Origin of the sequence: Pseudomonas nitroreducens TX1 (genome assembly GCF_000313755.1) — a bacterium.
Taxonomy (GTDB): Bacteria; Pseudomonadota; Gammaproteobacteria; order Pseudomonadales; family Pseudomonadaceae; genus Pseudomonas; species Pseudomonas nitroreducens_A.
In genome coordinates, this window is the sequence record NZ_AMZB01000133.1 from 75110 (window position 1) to 93621 (window position 18512).

Annotated in this window: 17 protein-coding genes; 10 read left to right on the forward strand and 7 right to left on the reverse strand. The window is 65.7% G+C overall.

Annotation, left to right across the window (positions count from 1 at the left end):
- Positions 1 to 26: 26 nt before the first annotated feature.
- Positions 27 to 362 (reverse strand): hypothetical protein, encoded by a 336-nt coding sequence (locus tag C167_RS0125410; RefSeq protein ID WP_017521131.1) that lies wholly within the window; start codon positions 360 to 362, stop codon positions 27 to 29.
- 205 nt (positions 363 to 567) lie between these two features.
- Between C167_RS0125410 and ppc the strand changes: the two genes are divergently transcribed.
- The 8 genes from ppc to C167_RS0125450 all read left to right on the forward strand — a co-directional run bounded on the left by ppc (position 568) and on the right by C167_RS0125450 (position 8588).
- Complete coding sequence (ppc, locus tag C167_RS0125415; RefSeq protein WP_017521132.1) at positions 568 to 3204, forward strand: phosphoenolpyruvate carboxylase; 2637 nt, start codon at positions 568 to 570, stop codon at positions 3202 to 3204.
- A gap of 247 nt (positions 3205 to 3451) precedes the next feature.
- Complete coding sequence (adk, locus tag C167_RS0125420; protein ID WP_017521133.1) at positions 3452 to 4099, forward strand: adenylate kinase; 648 nt, start codon at positions 3452 to 3454, stop codon at positions 4097 to 4099.
- Positions 4100 to 4186: 87 nt separating this feature from the next.
- Positions 4187 to 4861, forward strand: a complete 675-nt coding sequence (tsaB, locus tag C167_RS0125425) for a tRNA (adenosine(37)-N6)-threonylcarbamoyltransferase complex dimerization subunit type 1 TsaB (protein WP_017521134.1) — start codon at positions 4187 to 4189, stop codon at positions 4859 to 4861.
- 66 nt (positions 4862 to 4927) lie between these two features.
- Positions 4928 to 5275, forward strand: coding sequence for a hypothetical protein (locus C167_RS0125430; RefSeq protein WP_017521135.1), 348 nt, complete (start codon positions 4928 to 4930; stop codon positions 5273 to 5275).
- Positions 5272 to 6132, forward strand: a complete 861-nt coding sequence (locus tag C167_RS0125435; protein ID WP_026079276.1) for a DUF72 domain-containing protein — start codon at positions 5272 to 5274, stop codon at positions 6130 to 6132. Before C167_RS0125430 ends, C167_RS0125435 begins: the two co-directional genes overlap by 4 nt.
- Before the next feature lie 75 nt (positions 6133 to 6207).
- Positions 6208 to 7053, forward strand: a complete 846-nt coding sequence (locus C167_RS0125440; RefSeq protein ID WP_017521137.1) for an isocitrate lyase/PEP mutase family protein — start codon at positions 6208 to 6210, stop codon at positions 7051 to 7053.
- 3 nt (positions 7054 to 7056) lie between these two features.
- Entirely contained in the window at positions 7057 to 7749 is a 693-nt protein-coding gene (locus C167_RS0125445) for an extensin family protein (protein WP_026079277.1), read from the forward strand.
- Between the two features lie 56 nt (positions 7750 to 7805).
- Entirely contained in the window at positions 7806 to 8588 is a 783-nt protein-coding gene (locus tag C167_RS0125450) for a class I SAM-dependent methyltransferase (protein WP_017521139.1), read from the forward strand.
- Positions 8589 to 8719: 131 nt separating this feature from the next.
- Here the strand turns inward: C167_RS0125450 and C167_RS0125455 are convergent, their stop codons facing one another.
- Positions 8720 to 9352 (reverse strand): TetR/AcrR family transcriptional regulator, encoded by a 633-nt coding sequence (locus C167_RS0125455; protein ID WP_017521140.1) that lies wholly within the window; start codon positions 9350 to 9352, stop codon positions 8720 to 8722.
- Positions 9353 to 9449: 97 nt separating this feature from the next.
- On the opposite strand from C167_RS0125455, the gene C167_RS0125460 reads away from it, so the two are divergent.
- Positions 9450 to 10553, forward strand: coding sequence for an efflux RND transporter periplasmic adaptor subunit (locus C167_RS0125460; protein ID WP_017521141.1), 1104 nt, complete (start codon positions 9450 to 9452; stop codon positions 10551 to 10553).
- A 6-nt stretch (positions 10554 to 10559) separates the two neighbouring features.
- Positions 10560 to 13628, forward strand: coding sequence for an efflux RND transporter permease subunit (locus tag C167_RS0125465; protein ID WP_017521142.1), 3069 nt, complete (start codon positions 10560 to 10562; stop codon positions 13626 to 13628).
- A 105-nt stretch (positions 13629 to 13733) separates the two neighbouring features.
- Here C167_RS0125465 and C167_RS0125470 read toward each other — a convergent pair whose 3' ends face one another.
- The 5 genes from C167_RS0125470 to C167_RS0125490 form a co-directional block, all read right to left on the reverse strand.
- Positions 13734 to 14411, reverse strand: a complete 678-nt coding sequence (locus tag C167_RS0125470) for a DUF4197 domain-containing protein (protein WP_017521143.1) — start codon at positions 14409 to 14411, stop codon at positions 13734 to 13736.
- Positions 14412 to 14518: 107 nt separating this feature from the next.
- Positions 14519 to 14917 (reverse strand): YbaY family lipoprotein, encoded by a 399-nt coding sequence (locus C167_RS0125475; protein ID WP_017521144.1) that lies wholly within the window; start codon positions 14915 to 14917, stop codon positions 14519 to 14521.
- Between the two features lie 84 nt (positions 14918 to 15001).
- Entirely contained in the window at positions 15002 to 17089 is a 2088-nt protein-coding gene (locus tag C167_RS0125480; RefSeq protein ID WP_017521145.1) for a YjbH domain-containing protein, read from the reverse strand.
- Positions 17086 to 17859: a capsule biosynthesis GfcC family protein gene (locus C167_RS0125485; protein WP_017521146.1), complete on the reverse strand. Its 774-nt coding sequence runs from the start codon at positions 17857 to 17859 to the stop codon at positions 17086 to 17088. Before C167_RS0125485 ends, C167_RS0125480 begins: the two co-directional genes overlap by 4 nt.
- Positions 17856 to 18512 carry a YjbF family lipoprotein gene (locus tag C167_RS0125490; protein ID WP_017521147.1) on the reverse strand — a complete coding sequence of 219 codons (657 nt, stop codon included), beginning with the start codon at positions 18510 to 18512 and terminating at the stop codon, positions 17856 to 17858. Before C167_RS0125490 ends, C167_RS0125485 begins: the two co-directional genes overlap by 4 nt.

Below are 18512 nucleotides of genomic sequence, written 5' to 3' on the forward strand. Positions count from 1 at the left end.
CCCCGGCATCTGCCGGGGCGCTTTCGTCAGGAATGCTCGGCCTCCGTCAGTTCCTGCAGGTACTTGCGCGACAACGCCAGGAAGCGCGGGGTCGGGCCGATGTCCTCGTAGATCGGGTCGCCCTGTTCGTCCTGCGCCACTATCTTGTTTCCCTGCACGTAGGGGAAGCTTGCCTCCAGTTCTTCCAGCGCCGCATTGACCAGTTCCCCCAGCAATTCCTCGACGCTGCGCTTGGGGTACATGTCGTGCAGCGCGCCCAGGCGCGCGGCGGTCTCGATGTCCAGCGGAATGCTGTACTGGTGGTGGGTCATGCGCCCCCTGGCGTTCTTTTCCCAATGGCGTACCAGCTCGCGAATCTTCATGTTCACCTCTAGGGTCTTTGCATGGCGGTCGGCCCTCGTGAGGTCGCCGCGGGTTTTCCCGTCGATGGGGATAACTTTCAGCCTAGACGTTGTCCGAGCATGACTGCGGGCGTTCGTCGCGCCCTTGCCAGCCAGCGCACTGGGCGGCACTGTGAAGCGCCAAGCGACGCCTTTTCAATCAAGGACTCGCACCAAGGAGACCGTGATGCCGGATATCGACGCGCGCCTGCGCGAGGACGTTCACCTGCTCGGCGAGCTGCTCGGGCAGACCATCCGCGCCCAGTACGGGCAAGGCTTCCTCGACAAGATCGAGCTGATCCGCACCGGCGCCAAGGCCGCCCGCCGCGGCTCCGCCGAAGGCGCCAGGCAGCTCACCGCGACCCTCGACGGCCTGGGCGAGGAAGAACTGCTGCCGGTGGCGCGCGCCTTCAACCAGTTCCTCAACCTGGCCAATATCGCCGAGCAGTACCACCGCATCCGCCGGCGCACGCCCAAGGAGCCCGAGCCTTTCGAAAACCGCGTGCTGGCCGAGCTGCTGGGGCGCCTGCGCAAGTCCGGCCTGGCTGCAGAGGGGTTGGCGCGCCAGGTGGCGGAGCTGGAGATCGAGCTGGTGCTCACTGCGCACCCCACCGAGGTGGCGCGGCGCACGCTGATTCAGAAATACGACGCCATCGCCGCGCAACTGGCCGCCGGCGATCACTCCGACCTGCTGCCCGAAGAGCGCCAGGCGGTGCAGGAAAAACTCCAGCGCCTGATCGCCGAGGCCTGGCACACCGACGAGATCCGCCGCACCCGGCCGACCCCGGTGGACGAGGCGAAATGGGGCTTCGCGGTCATCGAGCATTCCCTCTGGCAGGCGCTGCCGGCGTTCCTTCGTCACGTCGACCGCACCTTGCAGGAAACACTCGGCGAGCGACTGCCGCTGGAGGCGGCGCCGATCCGTTTCGCCTCGTGGATGGGCGGCGACCGCGACGGCAATCCCAACGTCACCGCCGCCATCACTCGCGAGGTGCTGTTGCTGGCGCGCTGGATGGCCGCCGACCTGTATCTGCGCGACGTCGACAGCCTGGCCGCCGAGCTTTCCATGCAGCGGGCCAGCGCCGAACTGCGCGCTGAAGTTGGCGACGTCGCCGAGCCATACCGCGCGCTGCTCAAGCAACTGCGCGAACGCCTGCGCGCCACCCGTGCCTGGGCCGAGCGCGCCATCCATACCGGTGAGGAACCGGGCGCGGAAGTGCTGCAGGACAACCGCGAACTGCTGGAGCCGCTGCAGCTCTGCTATCGCTCGCTGCAAGCATGCGGCATGGGCGTGATCGCCGATGGCGACCTGCTCGACACCCTGCGCCGCGCCGCGACCTTCGGGCTGTTCCTGGCGCGGTTGGACGTACGCCAGGACTCCACTCGCCACGCCAAAGCAATGGGCGAGATCACCGACTACCTGGGCCTTGGCGACTACGCGCAGTGGGACGAAAGCGTGCGCCAGGAATTCCTCCTGGAAGAACTCTCCAGCCGCCGGCCGTTGCTGCCGGCCCACTACCAGGCCTCGCCGGAGACCGCCGAAGTGCTCGCTACCTGCCGCGTGGTCGCGCAGGCGCCAGCGGCGTCGCTGGGCTCCTACGTCATTTCCATGGCCGGGCAGCCATCCGACGTACTCGCCGTGCAGCTGCTGCTCAAGGAATGCGGGCTGCAACGGCCGATGCGCGTGGTGCCGCTGTTCGAGACGCTGGACGACCTGGATAACGCCGGTCCCTGCATCGACCGCCTGCTCAGCCTCGACAGCTACCGCACCGGGCTGGCCGGGCCGCAGGAAGTCATGATCGGCTACTCCGACTCGGCCAAGGACGCCGGCACCCTCGCCGCCGCCTGGGCGCAGTACCGTGCGCAGGAGGCGTTGGTGGACATCTGCCGCAACCACGGTGTCGAGCTGCTGCTGTTCCATGGCCGCGGCGGTACCGTCGGCCGTGGCGGCGGCCCGGCCCACGCGGCGATCCTCTCGCAGCCGCCGGGCTCGGTGGCCGGGCGCTTCCGTACCACCGAGCAGGGCGAGATGATCCGCTTCAAGTTCGGCCTGCCGGATATCGCCGAGCAGAACCTCAACCTTTACCTGGCCGCCGTGCTGGAGGCCACCCTGCAGCCGCCGCCGGTGCCCGAACCCGCCTGGCGCGAGGAGATGGACCGCCTGGCCGCCGACGGCGTGCTGGCCTACCGCGCGGTGGTGCGCGACAACCCGCAGTTCGTCGACTACTTCCGCGAGGCCACGCCGGAGCAGGAACTGGGCCGGCTGCCGCTGGGCAGCCGCCCGGCCAAGCGCCGGGAGGGTGGGGTGGAAAGCCTGCGGGCGATCCCCTGGATCTTCGCCTGGACCCAGACCCGTCTGATGCTGCCGGCGTGGCTCGGCTGGGAAGACGCCCTGTTCAAGGCCATCGAGCGCGGCGAAGGCGCGCTGCTTGGGCGCATGCGCAAGGAATGGCCGTTCTTCACCACGCGCATCGACATGCTGGAAATGGTGCTGGCAAAAGCCGACCGGGAAATCGCCCAACTCTACGATGAGCGACTGGTGCAATCGGAACTGCGACCATTAGGTGCGCATTTACGCGACCTATTGTCGCAGTCGGTGCGAGTGGTGCTGGGGCTTACAGGGCAATCGCAACTGCTCGCCCACGCCGCCGAGACGCGCGAATCCATCGGCGTGCGCAACACCTACCTGGACCCGTTGCACCTGCTCCAGGCTGAGCTGCTCGCCCGCTCGCGGCGCTGCACGGGCGATGCCTGCGGCGGTCTGGAGCAAGCCATGCTGGTGACGGTGGCGGGTATCGCAGCGGGCCTGCGCAATACCGGTTGAGGGGCCGCTACCCCCACCAAAGGTGGATTGCCGAGCCGCCAAATGAGGTTAATTTGATGGCTGATTCCGGGCGCAAACATGGCCCGGGATCGCCGTGCGCAGTCCCCATGGCCGGCTTGTGTGGTGTGGGACCGCTGTGTATCGTGAGCAACCTTTCGGCGCACCTCTGCGCCATTGCAAGCATGATGAGATTGGCCCCACGAGGCGGATCCGTGATTTCGCTTAACAAGTATTAAGGAGCATATCGATGCGTGTGATTCTGCTCGGGGCGCCCGGTGCCGGCAAAGGTACCCAGGCTCGCTTCATCACTGAGAAGTTTGGCATTCCGCAGATTTCCACCGGCGACATGCTGCGCGCAGCGGTCAAGGCGGGCACCGAGCTCGGCCTGCAGGCCAAGAGCGTCATGGACGCCGGCGGCCTGGTATCCGATGACCTGATCATCAACCTGGTCAAGGAGCGCATCGCCCAGCCCGACTGCGCCAAAGGCTTCCTGTTCGACGGCTTCCCGCGCACCATTCCCCAGGCCGAGGCCATGAAGGAAGCCGGTGTGAGCATCGACCACGTGGTCGAGATCGCCGTGGACGACGAGGAAATCGTCGGCCGTATCGCCGGTCGCCGCGTTCACCCGGCCTCGGGTCGCGTGTATCACATCGAGCACAACCCGCCGAAGGTGGAAGGCAAGGACGACGAGACCGGCGAAGACCTGATCCAGCGCGAAGACGACAAGGAAGCCACCGTGCGTCACCGCCTGTCGGTCTATCACTCGCAGACCAAGCCGCTGGTCGATTTCTACCAGAAGCTGGCCGACGCCCAGGGCACTCCGAAGTACACCCGCGTCGAAGGCGTCGGTTCGGTCGAGCAGATTACCGCCAAGGTGCTCGGCGCTCTGAACTGATCCATCGCCGTAACAGCCAAAGGCCCGCACATGCGGGCCTTTGGCGTTTATAATGCCCGCCCGTTTTTTCTTCTGATGGAAAACACCATGCCCACGCTGCTGGCCCTGGATACCTCGACCGAAGCCTGTTCCGTCGCCCTGCTGCATGACGGCCGCCGGTTCGTACGCCACGAGGTGATCCCGCGCCTGCACGCCCAGCGCCTGCTGCCCATGGTGCAGGACCTCCTCGGCGAGGCCGGCATCGCGCTGTCCACCGTCGACGCAATCGCTTTTGGTCGCGGCCCCGGCGCATTCACCGGCGTGCGTATCGCCATCGGCGTGGTGCAGGGCCTGGCGTTCGCACTGCAGAAACCGGTCCTGCCAATCTCCGACCTGGCCGTACTGGCCCAGCGCGCCTACCGCGAGCACGGCGCCAGTCAGGTGGCTGCCGCCATCGATGCGCGCATGGACGAGGTGTATTGGGGCTGCTACCGCCTGGGGCAGGGCGAGATGCGCCTGGCCGGCGCCGAGGCGGTACTGCCGCCCGAGCGCGTGGAACTGCCGCGCGACGCCCAGGGCGAGTGGTTCGGTTCCGGTACCGGCTGGGGCTTCGAGGAGCGCCTGGCGGTTCAGGTAGCCGCCCATGACGCCAGCCTGCTGCCGCATGCAGAAGACCTGCTGACCCTGGCCGAATTCGCCTGGGCTCGCGGTGAGGCGGTTGACGCAGAGCAGGCCCAGCCAGTGTACCTGCGCGACAACGTGGCGACTCCCAAGAAAGCCTGACCGGCGCCAATTGACCGCAGCGGACCCCGCTCGCTAGAGTGGCTGCATTCCCACTGAGTTTCTGCCATGCGTATCGATGGTTTCACCTCCACTTCCCAGATGCCGGAGCGCGGTTCCCGAACGGGTACTGCGGTCACTCCGTATCGGGAAGTGCAGCGTGACGTCGAGACCCGCCGCGAGCAGCCAGCGCCGACCTCGGCCAGCCAGGGGCTGGACTCCCAGGCCCGCACCCGCCGCGTTGAGTCTTCCAGCCCGAGCAGCTATGGCGTGCCCGCGACCCTGCGCGACAACCTCGAATACCAGCGCCCGCTGAGTTCCCGCGCCGCCCAGGCCCTGGCCAGCTACACCAGCACCGCCAGCATGGCCGGCCCGTATGAAGGCCAGGAAGTCGTCGGTCTCGACCTCTACGCCTGATGCTGCTGCCGTACTACCTCGGCTGTCCCTCCTGGAACGAGCCCGCCTGGCGTGGCACCTTCTATCCTGCTGATCTTCGCCCTGCCGACACCCTGGGTTTCTATTCCCAGGTGTTCAATGCCGTGGAAGGCAACACTACCTTCTACGCCCGTCCCAACGCCGAAACGCTTGTGCGCTGGGCGCAGACCATGCCGGAGAGCTTTCGCTTCTGCGCCAAGCTGCCGCGCGACATCACTCATGGCGGCGACCTGCGCGGTCAACTGGAGACCACGCGGGACTTCCTCGACCTGCTGGCGCCGCTGGGCAAGCGCGTTGCGCCGCTGTGGCTGCAGGTTTCTGCCAGTTTCGGGCCCGATCGCCTGGGCGAGCTGGCCGCCTGGCTGGATGAATTCTCCGCGCGGCGCATCGCCGTGGAGGTGCGCCACCCGGCCTTCTTCGCCAAGGGTGACGAGGAGCGCGCGCTGAACCGCCTGCTGCTGGATCGCGGTGTCGAACGCATCTGCCTGGACTCGCGTGCGCTATTCGCAGTGCAGTCCGACGACCCGGCTGTGCTCCATGCGCAGTCGAAGAAACCCAAGGTGCCGGTGCGCCCGGCGGCCTTCAGCGACAGCCCGCAGGTGCGCTTCATCGGCGGGCCGGATCTGGACGCCAATCTCGTCCATCTCACGCCCTGGATTGGCAAGGTCGCCCAGTGGATCGAGCAGGGCCTGACGCCCTACGTCTTCCTCCATACTCCGGACAATCACCGCGCCGCCGAACAGGCGCAACGCTTCCACGCCTTGCTGCGCGAGCGCCTGCCGGGGCTGCCACCGCTGTTTGAGCCCAAACCGGAAGTGGAACAGCTCGGCCTGCTCTGAGCCGGCCACTGTGCATGGCGTTCGATGGGCGAGGGGGCTAACCTGCTGCTTCCCCCGTTCGGCAAGGAGACGGCCATGACCTCGCAACAACCCCAGCGCAGCCAACAAGAACGCGGCGAAGCCTTCCGCGCACTGCACCAGCGCGACGGCCTGTTCGTCCTGCCCAACCCCTGGGACGCCGGCTCGGCGAAGCTGCTCGCGCACCTGGGCTTCGAGGCGCTGGCGACTACCAGCGCGGGCCTGGCCTTCGCGCTCGGCCGCCCCGACGCCGAAGGCGCGGTGAGTCGCGACGAGGCATTGGCGAACGCGCGCGAGATCCTCGAAGCGACGCCGCTGCCGGTCGCTGCCGATCTGGAGAATGGCTATGGCGATACGCCGGAAGACTGCGCGCAGACCATTCGCCTGGCGGCGGCCTGCGGGCTGGTCGGCGGTTCCATCGAAGATGCCAGTGGCCGTGCCGATGCGCCGATCTACCCGCTGGAATTGGCCGTGGAGCGCGTCGCCGCCGCTGTGCAGGCCGCTCGCGCGCTGCCGTTCACTTTCACCCTGGCGGCGCGGGCGGAAAACTTCCTGCATGGCCGTGCCGACCTGGATGACACCATTCGCCGCCTCGTGGCCTTTGCCGAGGCCGGAGCCGACGTGCTCTACGCGCCAGGGCTGAAGACCCGCGAGGAAGTCACGGCGGTGGTGCAGGCGGTGGCGCCGCGCCCGGTCAACGTGTTGGTGGGCTCGCCCGCCGTGCAATTGAGTTTGGATGAGCTGGCTGAGTTGGGGGTCAAGCGCGTCAGCGTCGGTTCGACCCTGGCGCGCGCGGCCTATGGCGCTTTCTTCAGCGCTTCGCAGGCGCTGGCGAAAGGCGACCTGAAGCCCATGCACGGCGCCATGCCGTTCGACCAACTCAACGGGTTGTTCCGGGGCTGACGCTTGCGCCGGTGGCTGCTGGGATTTTTATTCGCTCTCGGCGGCCTTGCGCTGGCGGTGCAGCAGCAATGGGTGAAGCTGCCCGATCGCTGGAATCCCTGGGCGCCGCTGGACGTGCGCGACGAGCCGAACCTGCTGACCCGCTACAAGCTCTGGCGCCTGCGCGATGATGCCGAGCTGTGCCGGCTGGCGCTGCAAAGCTCTGATGTGAAGGCGCAACCCCTGGCCGACAGCGAGCCGGTGGCCGGTTGCCCATTGCAGAACGTCTGGCGCGTGCAGGCCGCCGAGGTGAAGTTGAGCAGCAGCTTCCTCGCCAGTTGTCCGTTGGCGGTAAGCTTCGCGCTGTTCGAGCGGCATTCCCTGCAGCCCGCCGCGCGGGAAACCTATGGCCAGCCGGTTGCTGGTGTGGAGCATCTGGGGAGCTTCGCCTGTCGCAATATCTACGGTCGCACCGATGCCCGGCGCAGCCAGCACGCCTCCGCCAACGCGCTGGACATAGCCGCCTTCCGCCTCGCCGATGGCCGGCGCATCGTCGTCGCGAAGGACTGGAAAGGCGAGGGCGACGCCCCGCGCTTCCTGCGCGCCGTGCGCGATGGCGCGTGCAGCACCTTCGACGGCGTGCTCGGGCCGGACTACAACCGCGCGCACCACGACCATTTCCACCTCGACCTGGGCGGTTGGCAGATCTGCCGGTGAGCCCGCGGCCGTTCACGCTGCGGTAGAATCGCGGTTTTTCCCAGGATCGCCTCGTCATGACCGAAGTCCTCACCCCGCCGCGCATCGTCGTCCAGGCGCTGGCGCCTGCCTGGCAGGCCGCCGCCGAGCAGTGGGCGCAACGGCTCGGGTTGCCGGTGGGCGAGGACGAGGCGGACTTCGCCCTGCAACTGGGCGACGACGGTTTGCAACTGCTGCAGCTGGGGCCGGATTCGCCCGGCCCGGTGCGAGTGGATTTCCTTGAAGGGTCTGCCGCGCACCGCCGGCAGTTCGGCGGCGGTGCCGGGCAGATGATTGCCAAGGCCGTCGGCATCCAGCAGGGCGTGCGTCCCCATGTACTGGACGCCACCGCCGGCCTGGGCAAGGACGCCTTCGTGCTGGCGACCCTGGGTTGCGAGATGCACCTCACCGAGCGCCAGCCGATCATTGCCGCGCTACTGGAAGACGGTCTGGCCCGGGCGGCGGGGGATTTCGAGGTGGGCGCCATCGTCGCGCGCATGCGTCTGCTGCAGGGCAACGCCATCGAGCGCATGGCCGCATGGGACGGGGTGGCGCCGCAGGTGATCTACCTGGACCCGATGTTCCCGCACCGCGACAAGAGTGCGCTGGTGAAGAAGGAGATGCGCCTGTTCCGCCCGCTGGTGGGCGATGACCTCGACGCCCCGGCGCTGCTCGAAGCCGCCCTGAAACTGGCCAGCCACCGCGTGGTGGTCAAGCGCCCCCGCAAGGCGCCGATCATCGAGGGCGCCAAGCCCAGCTACAGCCTCGAAGGCAAGTCCAGCCGCTATGACATCTATCCGCTGAAGAGCCTGAAGGGCTGACGGACACTGCGTCGAGCCGAGGCAGGGAGATTGCGGGACCTGTAGGAGCGAGCGTGCTCGCGAACGAAATATCCGGCGGCTCCCGTGCTGAGCGGGTTCGCGAGCAAGCTCGCTCCTACAAAAGCAAAGACTCAGGGCGCAAACGCCTTGAGGAACAGCGCCACCACTTCCTGGACATGAGCCTCGGCTTCCGCCTCCGTGGGCGGTGCTTCGCAGCCGATCAGCAGGCGGAAGTGCACGCAGCCCTGCACCAGCATCAGGAAGTGCTCGGCCGCGCGGCGCGGGCTGTCCATCGTCAGCTTGCCCTGCTGGCGCGCCTGCTCGAGCAGGCGCTCCATCTGGTCCAGAACGCGTTGCGGACCGGCTTCGAAGAACAGCTGCGACAGATGCGGGTTGCCTGCGCCCTGAGCCACCATCAGCCGGCTCAGGGCAATCGCCTCGGGGCTGTTGATCAACTGGTTGAAACCACGCGCCAAGGTCAGCAGCAGGCTTTCCAGGGGCGCATTGGCAGGCGGCTCGGCGAACAGCTCGGGCAGGTTTTCCGCGCACTTGGCCTGCACCGCTTCGACGAACAGCGTCTCCTTGTCCGTGAAGTGGCTGTACACGGTGAGCTTGGATACCCCGGCCTCGGCGGCGATGGCCTCCATGCTGCTGCCGTCGTAGCCGTAGCGGACGAACAGCTCCTTGGCTGCTTCGAGAATGGCCTTGCGCTTGGCCGGATCCTTCGGGCGACCCGGTCCGTTCGATGAGTTCGATGGTGACATGTCTTTACATTTCTAATACTGGACTGATGGGTTCTGTATTTTTACTATACCGGGGAGTATAAGAATTCCAACCGCGTTTTGCGAAAGGTCACACATCATGTTCCGCCATGCTCTGTCTGTCGCGCTGCCTGCTGCCTTCATCCTTTCCCTTTCCGCCTGCGGTAACGGCGAGCCCCCAAAGCCAGCGGTGCGCCCGGCCATCGTGGTGCAGCCGCTGCCGGCGCGGGACATCACCGAGGCCTATCCCGGCGAAGTCCATGCCCGCCATGAGCCGGAACTGGCCTTCCGCATCGGCGGAAAAGTCAGCAAGCGTCTGGTGGAAACTGGCGAACGGGTGAAAAAGGACCAGCCGCTGGCGGAACTCGATCCTGAAGACGTTCGCCTGCAGCTCGAAGCCACGCGCGCCCAGGTGGTTGCCGCAGAGGCCAACCTGCAGACCGTCCGCTCCGAATACGCCCGCTACAAGACCCTGCTGGAGCGCCAGCTGGTCAGCCAGTCGCAGTTCGACAACATCGAAAACACCTACCGCGCCGGCGAGGCGCGGGTGAAGCAGATTCGCGCCGAGTACGACGTGGCCCGCAACCAGGCGGACTACGCGATCCTGCGTGCGCCCCAGGACGGCGTGATCGCCACCCGCCGGGTTGAAGTGGGACAGGTGGTCGCCGCCGGGCAGACCGTCTTCACCCTGGCCGCCGATGGCGACCGCGAGGTGCTGATCAGCTTCCCTGAACATGCCATCGACCGCTTCCGCATTGGCGAGACGGTGAGCGTCGAGCTCTGGTCGCAGCGTGACAAACGCTTCAGCGGCAAGATCCGCGAACTGTCGCCGGCCGCCGATCCGCAGTCGCGCACCTTCGCCGCGCGGGTCGCCTTCGACGACGCCAAGGTGCCCGCCGAGCTCGGACAGAGCGCGCGTGTCTACATCCAGGCCGAGGGTACCGTGCCGCTGGCGGTACCGCTCGCCGCGCTGACCTCGGAGGCCGGTCAGCCCTTCGTCTGGGTGGTCGACCCGCAGACTTCCACCCTGCATCGCCGCCCAGTGCGCATCGGACCTTACGCCGAGGATCGCGTGCCGGTGCTCGAAGGCCTGAAGGACGGCGACTGGGTGGTGGCCGCCGGCGTGCAGGTGCTGCGCGAAGGGCAGGAGGTACGGCCTGTCGACCGGGAAAACCGGTCGATCAAGCTGGTGGCGAAGGAGTAACGCCCGATGCAATTCAACCTTTCCGCCTGGGCGCTGCAGAACCGCTCCATCGTCCTCTATCTGATGCTCCTGCTGGGCATAGTCGGCGCGCTGTCCTACACCAAGCTGGGGCAGAGCGAGGACCCGCCGTTCACCTTCAAGGCCATGGTGGTGAAGACCAACTGGCCGGGCGCGACTGCCGAGGAAGTCTCGCGCCAGGTCACCGAGCGCATCGAGAAGAAACTGATGGAGACCGGCGACTTCGACCGCATCGTGTCCTTCTCCCGTCCCGGCGAATCCCAGGTGACCTTCGTCGCCCGCGAAGACTTCCATTCCCGCGACATTCCCGAACTCTGGTACCAGATCCGCAAGAAGGTCAACGACATCCGCTACACGCTGCCGCAGGGCATCCAGGGGCCGTTCTTCAACGACGAATTCGGCACCACCTTCGGCAATATCTACGCGCTGTCGGGCAAGGGCTTCGACTATGCGGTGCTCAAGGACTACGCCGACCGCCTGCAGCTGCAACTGCAGCGCATCAAGGACGTTGGCAAGGTCGAGTTGGTCGGCCTGCAGGACGAGAAGATCTGGATCGACCTGTCCAACACCAAGCTCGCGACCCTCGGCCTGCCGCTGGCGGCGGTGCAGAAGGCGCTGGAAGAGCAGAACGCGGTGACCGCCACCGGCTTCTTCGAGACGGCGACCGACCGTGTGCAGCTGCGTGTGTCCGGACGCTTCGATTCGGTGGAGGACATCCGCGCCTTCCCGATACGCGTCGGTGATCGCACTTTCCGCATCGGTGATGTTGCCGACGTGCACCGTGGCTTCAACGATCCGCCCGCGCCGCGCATGCGCTTCATGGGCGAGGATGCCATCGGCATCGCCGTGGCCATGAAGGACGGCGGCGACATCCTGGTGCTGGGCCAGAAGCTTGACGCCGAGTTCGAGCGCCTGCAGCAGACGCTGCCGGCGGGCATGGAGCTGCGCAAGGTTTCCGACCAGCCGGCGGCAGTGCGCGAAGGCGTGGGCGAGTTCGTCCGCGTGCTGGCCGAGGCGCTGATCATCGTGCTGCTGGTGAGCTTCTTCTCCCTCGGCCTGCGTACCGGCCTGGTGGTGGCGCTGTCGATCCCGCTGGTGCTGGCGATGACCTTCGCCTGCATGTACTACTTCGGCATCGGCCTGCACAAGATTTCCCTCGGCGCGCTGGTGCTGGCGCTGGGGCTGCTGGTGGACGACGCGATCATCGCCGTGGAGATGATGGCGGTGAAGATGGAGCAGGGCTACGACCGGCTCAAGGCGGCGAGTTACGCCTGGACCAGCACGGCCTTCCCGATGCTCACCGGCACCCTGGTCACCGCCGCCGGCTTCCTGCCGATTGCCACCGCGCAATCGGGCACCGGCGAATACACCCGCTCGCTGTTCCAGGTGGTGACCATCGCGCTGCTGGTGTCGTGGATCGCTGCCGTGGTCTTCGTGCCCTACCTGGGCGAGAAGCTGCTGCCCGATCTCGCCAAGCGCCACGCGGCCAGACACGGTGGCAGCGACAAGGGACACGATCCGTACTCGACGCCTTTCTACCAGCGTTTCCGCCGTGTGGTGGAGTGGTGCGTGCGCTACCGCAAGACGGTGATCCTGCTCACCGTGGCGGCCTTCATGGGTTCGATCATGCTGTTCCGCCTGGTACCGCAGCAGTTCTTCCCGCCCTCGGCGCGCCTGGAGCTGCTGGTGGACCTGAAGTTGGCCGAGGGTGACTCGCTCACCGCCACCGCCGAGCAGGTCAATCGCCTGGAGAAGATGCTCGCCGAGCATCCGGGCATCGACAACTACGTAGCCTACGTCGGCACCGGTTCGCCGCGCTTCTACCTGCCGCTGGACCAGCAATTGCCGGCGGCGAGCTTCGCCCAGTTCGTGGTCCTGGCGAAAAGCCTGGAGACCCGCGAGGAAGTCCGTCAGTGGCTGATCAAGCACATGAACGAAGACTTCCCGACCCTGCGTACCCGGATCAGCCGGCTGGAAAATGGCCCGCCGGTGGGCTACCCGGTGCAGTTCCGCGTCTCCGGCGAACACATCCCGGAAGTCCGCGCGCTGGCGCGCAAGGTCGCCGACAAGATGCGCGAAAACCCCCACGTGGTGAACGTGCACCTGGACTGGGAGGAGCCGAGCAAGGCCATTTTCCTCGACATCGACCAGGAGCGCGCCCGAGCCCTGGGCGTGAGCACCTCGGATATCTCGCAGTTCCTGCAGAGCTCGCTGACCGGTTCCACTGTCAGCTTCTACCGCGAGGACAACGAGCTGATCGAGATCCTCCTGCGCGGCGACGAGCGCGGCCGGCATGACCTGTCGCAGTTGCCCAGCCTGTCGATGCAGACCAGCAGCGGGCGCAGCGTGGCACTGTCGCAGGTGGCGACACTTGAATACGGCTTCGAGGAAGGCATCATCTGGCGGCGTAACCGCCTGCCCACCGTGACCGTGCGCGCCGATATCTACGACGACTCGCTGCCGGCGACCCTGGTGAAACAGATATCGCCCACGCTGGACCCCATCCGCGCCGAACTGCCCGACGGCTATCTGCTGGACGTCGGCGGCACCGTGGAGGATTCGGCCAAGGGCCAGAACTCGGTGAACGCCGGCGTGCCGCTGTTCATCGTGGTGGTGCTCAGCCTGCTGATGATCCAGCTGCGCAGCTTCTCGCGGATGATCATGGTGTTCCTCACCGCGCCGCTGGGGCTGATCGGAGTGACGCTGTTCCTGCTGATATTCCAGAAACCCTTCGGCTTCGTGGCCATGCTCGGCACCATCGCGTTGGCGGGGATGATCATGCGTAACTCGGTGATCCTTGTGGACCAGATCGAGCAGGACCGCACCCACGGCATGGACACCTGGCACGCCATCATCGAGGCCACGGTACGACGCTTCCGCCCCATCGTACTGACCGCCCTGGCCGCCGTGTTGGCGATGATCCCCCTGTCGCGCAGCGTGTTCTTCGGGCCGATGGCGGTGGCGATCATGGGCGGCCTGATCGTCGCCACGGCGCTGACGTTGCTGTTCCTGCCGGCACTCTATGCGGCGTGGTTCAGGGTGAAGAAGGAGGCCTAGCTGCGGTGACGTGAGTCCATGAAAAAGCCCGGCATCTGCCGGGCTTTTTCTTTTACTGGTAGGAACGAGCTCGCGAACGCTACGCCGCTCTCGGCACATAGCCGATCAAAGCACGCCGAACACCTTCTTCGCCAGGCCAGTGGCCGCGGCAGTGGGGTTCTGGCGAATGGTCTTCTCCTGCTCGGCGATGAGCTTGAACAGGCCGTCCAGCGCTTCCTCGGTCACGTAGTTCTCGATATTGGCATTCTTCGCATCGACCACGCCGAAGGCAGCGGCCTGGCTGGCGAAGGCGTTGTACTGCTTGGCCACGCCGACCTGGTCGGTGGCCTGCTTGATGATCGGCAGGAACTTGGCGCGCAGTTGCTCGCGGCTGCTGCGGTTCAGGTAATCGGTGGCGGAGTGCTCGCCGCCCTGGAGGATGCCCTTGGCGTCGGTCACGGTCATCTTCTTGACCGCATCCACCAGCAGAACCTGGGCTTGGGGCATGGCGGCCTCGGCGGCCTTGTTCATGCTTGCTTCGAGCTGGTCGACCTGGGCGCCCATGCCGAACTGCTTCATGGTCTTGGCGGCCTTGCCCAGCTTGCCGGGCAGCTCGATGCGCACGGCCGGATCATTGCTGAAACCGCCGGGCTGGCTGAGCTGCTTCACGGCCACCTGCGCACCCTGGGTCAGCGCGTCCTTCAGGCCGCCAGTGGCGTCGCTCTGGCTGAGGTCGGAGAGGGACAGGGCAAAGGCATTGACGGACAGCAGGGCGCCGGCCAGCAGAACGGGGAATCGCAGCATCGATACTTCCTTGGTGAAACACGACGGTTGTGAACCGCCGAGGTGGAGAACGGAGGAGGGAGATTAACGGAGGATGGCCGCCGGAGAAAACCCGGCGGCGCGGTGAATCAGCGCACGGGATCGACGCGGACGCGCAGCGGCTGCGGATCGCTGCCATCGAGTTTGACGCTGTGGCGCTCGGTGGTGATGAACAGCAGTCGGCCGCTGTCTTCGATGCGTGCGCTGATGCTGTAGCTGTGGCCCGGCTTGACCTGGTTGCGGTCGTAATCCAGATGGAACGCCAGCGGCACCTGGCGGCCGGGCTCCAACTGCTGCTGGGCAAGGTCGATGGCCGGGGCGTCGGCCAGCGATACGTCCTGCAGGTTGACGGTCACCTGGGCGGTTGGCGGCAGGGCGATGCGCTGAAGGTAGAAGACTTCGCCCTCCAGCGATACCTTGTCGCCGGAAGACGTGGAGCTGCAAGCGGCGAGCAGGCCGGTCATCAGCAGCAGGGGGAGGGTTTTCATTGGGGAGCTCTCCTTGGGTCCAGGGCGCGTCAGACCATTGTGGGTGACTTTGGTTTCCGCGCCATGATCTGGGTGAGCTCCGAGTTATTTCACGATGCGTCCAAAGAGGTTCTGGAACATGACCTGATCGCGACCGTCGGTGAGGTCGTAGAGTGAGTAGTCGTGGCTCAGTCGCGCCCCGCCGTCACGGGTCAGCGGGTCCCAGGTCAGGTTGGCGCGGCGCATGGTGGAGCTGCTCATCAGCTCGTCGAAGGGGATCGACACGTACATGCCCTTGTCGAAGCTGCCTTCACCATAGGCCTCCTTGTTCGCTGTAGTCAGCGTGACCCAGGCGCCGAAGCGCACGCCGTTCCTGAACTGGCGGGACAGGTCGAGGGTGCCGCCCCAGTCACGCGCCAGATAACGGCCGGCGCTGACCTGCGCGAGGATGTCCTCGAAACCGGTCTGCCAGTAGAGGGTGACGAAGCCGGTGGCCGTCTGGTAGTTGCGCAGAGCGAAGTGCTGGTCGAACTCGCGCTGGCGAACGAGGTCGAGGTTGGCGCCCAATGCCCAGTTCTCGTTCATGGGGCGATACAGCAGTTCGCCGCCCACCCCGGCATACATGCTTTCCAGATAACCGCCGTAGACCATGCCATACAGGTCCTGGTCCAGCCGTGCGGTCTTGTTCAACTGGAAGGTCTGCAGCATGACGTTGGAGGTCGTCATGTACTCGCGGATATCGGTGCGCACGCGCGGCAGGTTGCTTGGCGCGTCGTAGGTGAAGTTGTCGAAGTTGTTGAACAGGTTGACGCTGAGCAGACCGTTTGCCCACAGGCTCGGTGTGAAGCGGTATTCGCTGTCGAGGTCGGCGGTGAACTGATAAAGCAGGAAGTCGTTCGGCCCGCCGATGCTCTGGTTGTAGCCGAGGCCGACGTTGTAGCTGAAGGGATCGGGCTTCTGCTGATACAGCAACTGTTCCCGCTGCGGCAGCGGCACGTTCTGTTCGGTGGTGCGGCGCAGGTCTTCCAGCGGCCGTTCCTGATTGGCCACTTCCTCGAATAGTCGACGCGGCACGCTGGTTTCGACGATGGGCTGGCCATAGCGCGTATCGACGACGGTAAACCACTGGATATTGTCGTCGGTCGTGTTGTCGAGAATACGTGCGGTACGTCCTACCGCTTCGGGCGCGTAGAGATAGCGGGTCTGCTCGCCATAGACCACGATCTCGCGGTCTTTCTGCGTGATGCGTCTCACCTTGTAGCCGGCGTTTTCTTCCAGGCGACGGGAGACGTCGGCCCAGTCGGTAGTCTCGCCTGGCTTCTGCTCAACTCGTGGTGCCAAGGCTTCGGGAGCGGGGTCGCTCACTTTCGCCGGCGCCTTGCGGGTAGCGAAGTTGGTGTGCAGGGTGATGCCGAACATGGCGGTGTTGCCGCGCTCGAAGGCGGCCGTCAGGTCGATCGAATCGCTGGCCTTGTAGACCAGACCGATGTTGAACGGGGAATCCTGCTTCTGTGGGTTGTCGAGCGGTTCGTGCTGGTAGTCGTTGCCGTCGTATTCGAGCTTGAAGGACAGCGGTTTCCAGGGCGTCTGCCAGTTGATACCGCCGAAGAGGGAGGGGCGGCCACGGAAGTAGCTGTTGGCACTCAGTTCCCCGGTTCCCTCGGACTTAGGCCGGGTATTGAATCGGTTATCGATCCAGCCGAGTGGGTTGTCCAACTCGCCCCGGTTGCCGATGTAACCCCAGGCGAGCCCCAGGCTGAAGTCGAGATTGCCGACGCGCTTGTTACCCACGAGGTATTCGCTGGAGAACAGGCCGGTACCGCCGATATCGCGGCCGCCAAGGGCGATCTCGGGAGCCCAGCGGCGTTCCTGCAAAAGGCGGAATTTGACGTCGAAAGCCTTGTCCTTGTAACTCTGATCTCCGCTGAAGTCCTCGGCGCCATACTTCCGGTTACTGATGGACGTATAGCGGAACGTACCCTCCATCCAATCGAAGGGCTGCAGCGAGAAGCTGTAGCGCGAGTAGGGGGCGGTGCGGTTGGCGTTGATGCTGATCTCGCCTGATGGCGCCATGCGTGCGGTCGGCGTTTGCAGCAGGCCGACACCGCCGAAGTCGTTCTGTGTGTAGCGTGGCTCGGCGCAGGCCAGGTTGGCGCCCGCCAGCAGCAGGTAAAGACCGTGGCGGCAGTTCATGGCGATTCCATCGGAAGAGGCTGGGTAGCGATGAATTGGGCCAGCTCACGGTTCAGGTCCGGAGTAATTGCATCAACCCGGGTGGCATCCAGAGGGACCAGCACCACGGCGCCGGGCGCGGGGGGATCGGCTTCTTCTCGATTCCACAGGGCGATACCCAGCCGGTAGACCTGCCCGTCAGGCTGAATCAGGTAGAGGTAATCCGGATCCGCCTCCGCCAGGGCGGGACACTGCTGCGCATACCGGTAGGCTTGCTGCAAGGTGGCGAACGGAAGGGTGCAATCGCTCGATACCGCGCCGATGACACGGATGCTGTCGGGGCGTGGTGGAAAGATCAGTCGGTCGCCGCCCTGAAGCTTGGGCGAGTGGGCGGCATTCAGCTCGACGGCCAATGGGTCGAGCCGGTAAAAACGCCGCCCGGTGACTGGAAGGCGGCTCACCTGCTCGTTCAATTGCCGGGCCGCATTGGCCATCCCAGGCTCGTTCCGAAGCAGCGCGAGGCGCCGGAGCTGGATCAGGTCGAACAGGATGCCTGCTTTCAGGCGCTGTTGTTCCTGTTTCAGGCTTTCGCGCTGCCAGGACGCACCCAGCCAGTAGCCCAGCGGATCTATCCGCAGTTGACCTAACAGGTCACCCAGGCGCAAGCCTTCGACAATTTCCTTTTCCCCTGGAGAAGGGATCGCTCCGAGTACCTCGATGCGGGTATTGGCAGACAATGTGCTGCCGAGCGTGAGGCCCAGCAGCAGGCAGCCGATCCGCGCAAGACTCATGGTTGCCCCCGCAGTGGCCGCAGTTGGGTGAGTGTGACGCTCAGGCTCGGCGTGACCTGCTGGCGGCTTTGCATGACGAAGCCATCCTGTGGGTCGACCCAGTAGTGGTTGGTCGAAGACATGCCGGCAAGTGGGGACTCCAGGGATTCGTCGACGCGCAGCAGGGAGTGGTCCCGGTCGAGAATGTGCACAGTCTCGATACCGGCGAGACGGAAAGCGCCCTTGAGGGGGACATCGAACTGGGCGTTCGAGTCGAGATCGATCCAGCGCTGGCTTGGCTGCCCGTTCGCAATGCCCTGCAACCCTCGGGAAAAGGGGGAATCCGGTGCCAGTCGCGTCCCCAGAAGATCATTCGGGAAGCCGAGAGTGCGTACGATGACACCGTCTTCCAGCAGCAACAGCTGATTGGCGTTGGTCCGCCAATACTGCAGCTTGCCCTGCACGCGCACCAGCGCCATTACCGCGGAGCCATACTCGGTCGTCACCTGGATCTGGTAATAGGGCAGCGCATCGACCTGCGCTTGCGTGACTTCCAGCTTCGCAGGACCGTGAAGGCTGGCGCCCAGGGTATTCAGGGAGCCTTGCATCAAGGGATTGCAGCCACTCAGTGACGCGGCCAATGCGGCCAGCGCGATCAGGCGAAGGGCAATCAT

What these genes read in the sequence shown, in the direction of transcription:
- C167_RS0125430 (WP_017521135.1), top strand. Translation starts at nt 4,928, where the DNA reads ATGCGTATCGATGGTTTCACCTCCACTTCCCAGATGCCGGAGCGCGGT.
- adk (WP_017521133.1), top strand. Translation starts at nt 3,452, where the DNA reads ATGCGTGTGATTCTGCTCGGGGCGCCCGGTGCCGGCAAAGGTACCCAG.
- C167_RS0125490 (WP_017521147.1), bottom strand. Translation starts at nt 18,512, where the DNA reads ATGATTGCCCTTCGCCTGATCGCGCTGGCCGCATTGGCCGCGTCACTG.
- C167_RS0125450 (WP_017521139.1), top strand. Translation starts at nt 7,806, where the DNA reads ATGACCGAAGTCCTCACCCCGCCGCGCATCGTCGTCCAGGCGCTGGCG.
- C167_RS0125480 (WP_017521145.1), bottom strand. Translation starts at nt 17,089, where the DNA reads ATGAACTGCCGCCACGGTCTTTACCTGCTGCTGGCGGGCGCCAACCTG.
- C167_RS0125440 (WP_017521137.1), top strand. Translation starts at nt 6,208, where the DNA reads ATGACCTCGCAACAACCCCAGCGCAGCCAACAAGAACGCGGCGAAGCC.
- tsaB (WP_017521134.1), top strand. Translation starts at nt 4,187, where the DNA reads ATGCCCACGCTGCTGGCCCTGGATACCTCGACCGAAGCCTGTTCCGTC.
- C167_RS0125470 (WP_017521143.1), bottom strand. Translation starts at nt 14,411, where the DNA reads ATGCTGCGATTCCCCGTTCTGCTGGCCGGCGCCCTGCTGTCCGTCAAT.
- C167_RS0125410 (WP_017521131.1), bottom strand. Translation starts at nt 362, where the DNA reads ATGAAGATTCGCGAGCTGGTACGCCATTGGGAAAAGAACGCCAGGGGG.
- C167_RS0125455 (WP_017521140.1), bottom strand. Translation starts at nt 9,352, where the DNA reads ATGTCACCATCGAACTCATCGAACGGACCGGGTCGCCCGAAGGATCCG.
- ppc (WP_017521132.1), top strand. Translation starts at nt 568, where the DNA reads ATGCCGGATATCGACGCGCGCCTGCGCGAGGACGTTCACCTGCTCGGC.
- C167_RS0125465 (WP_017521142.1), top strand. Translation starts at nt 10,560, where the DNA reads ATGCAATTCAACCTTTCCGCCTGGGCGCTGCAGAACCGCTCCATCGTC.
- C167_RS0125460 (WP_017521141.1), top strand. Translation starts at nt 9,450, where the DNA reads ATGTTCCGCCATGCTCTGTCTGTCGCGCTGCCTGCTGCCTTCATCCTT.
- C167_RS0125475 (WP_017521144.1), bottom strand. Translation starts at nt 14,917, where the DNA reads ATGAAAACCCTCCCCCTGCTGCTGATGACCGGCCTGCTCGCCGCTTGC.
- C167_RS0125485 (WP_017521146.1), bottom strand. Translation starts at nt 17,859, where the DNA reads ATGAGTCTTGCGCGGATCGGCTGCCTGCTGCTGGGCCTCACGCTCGGC.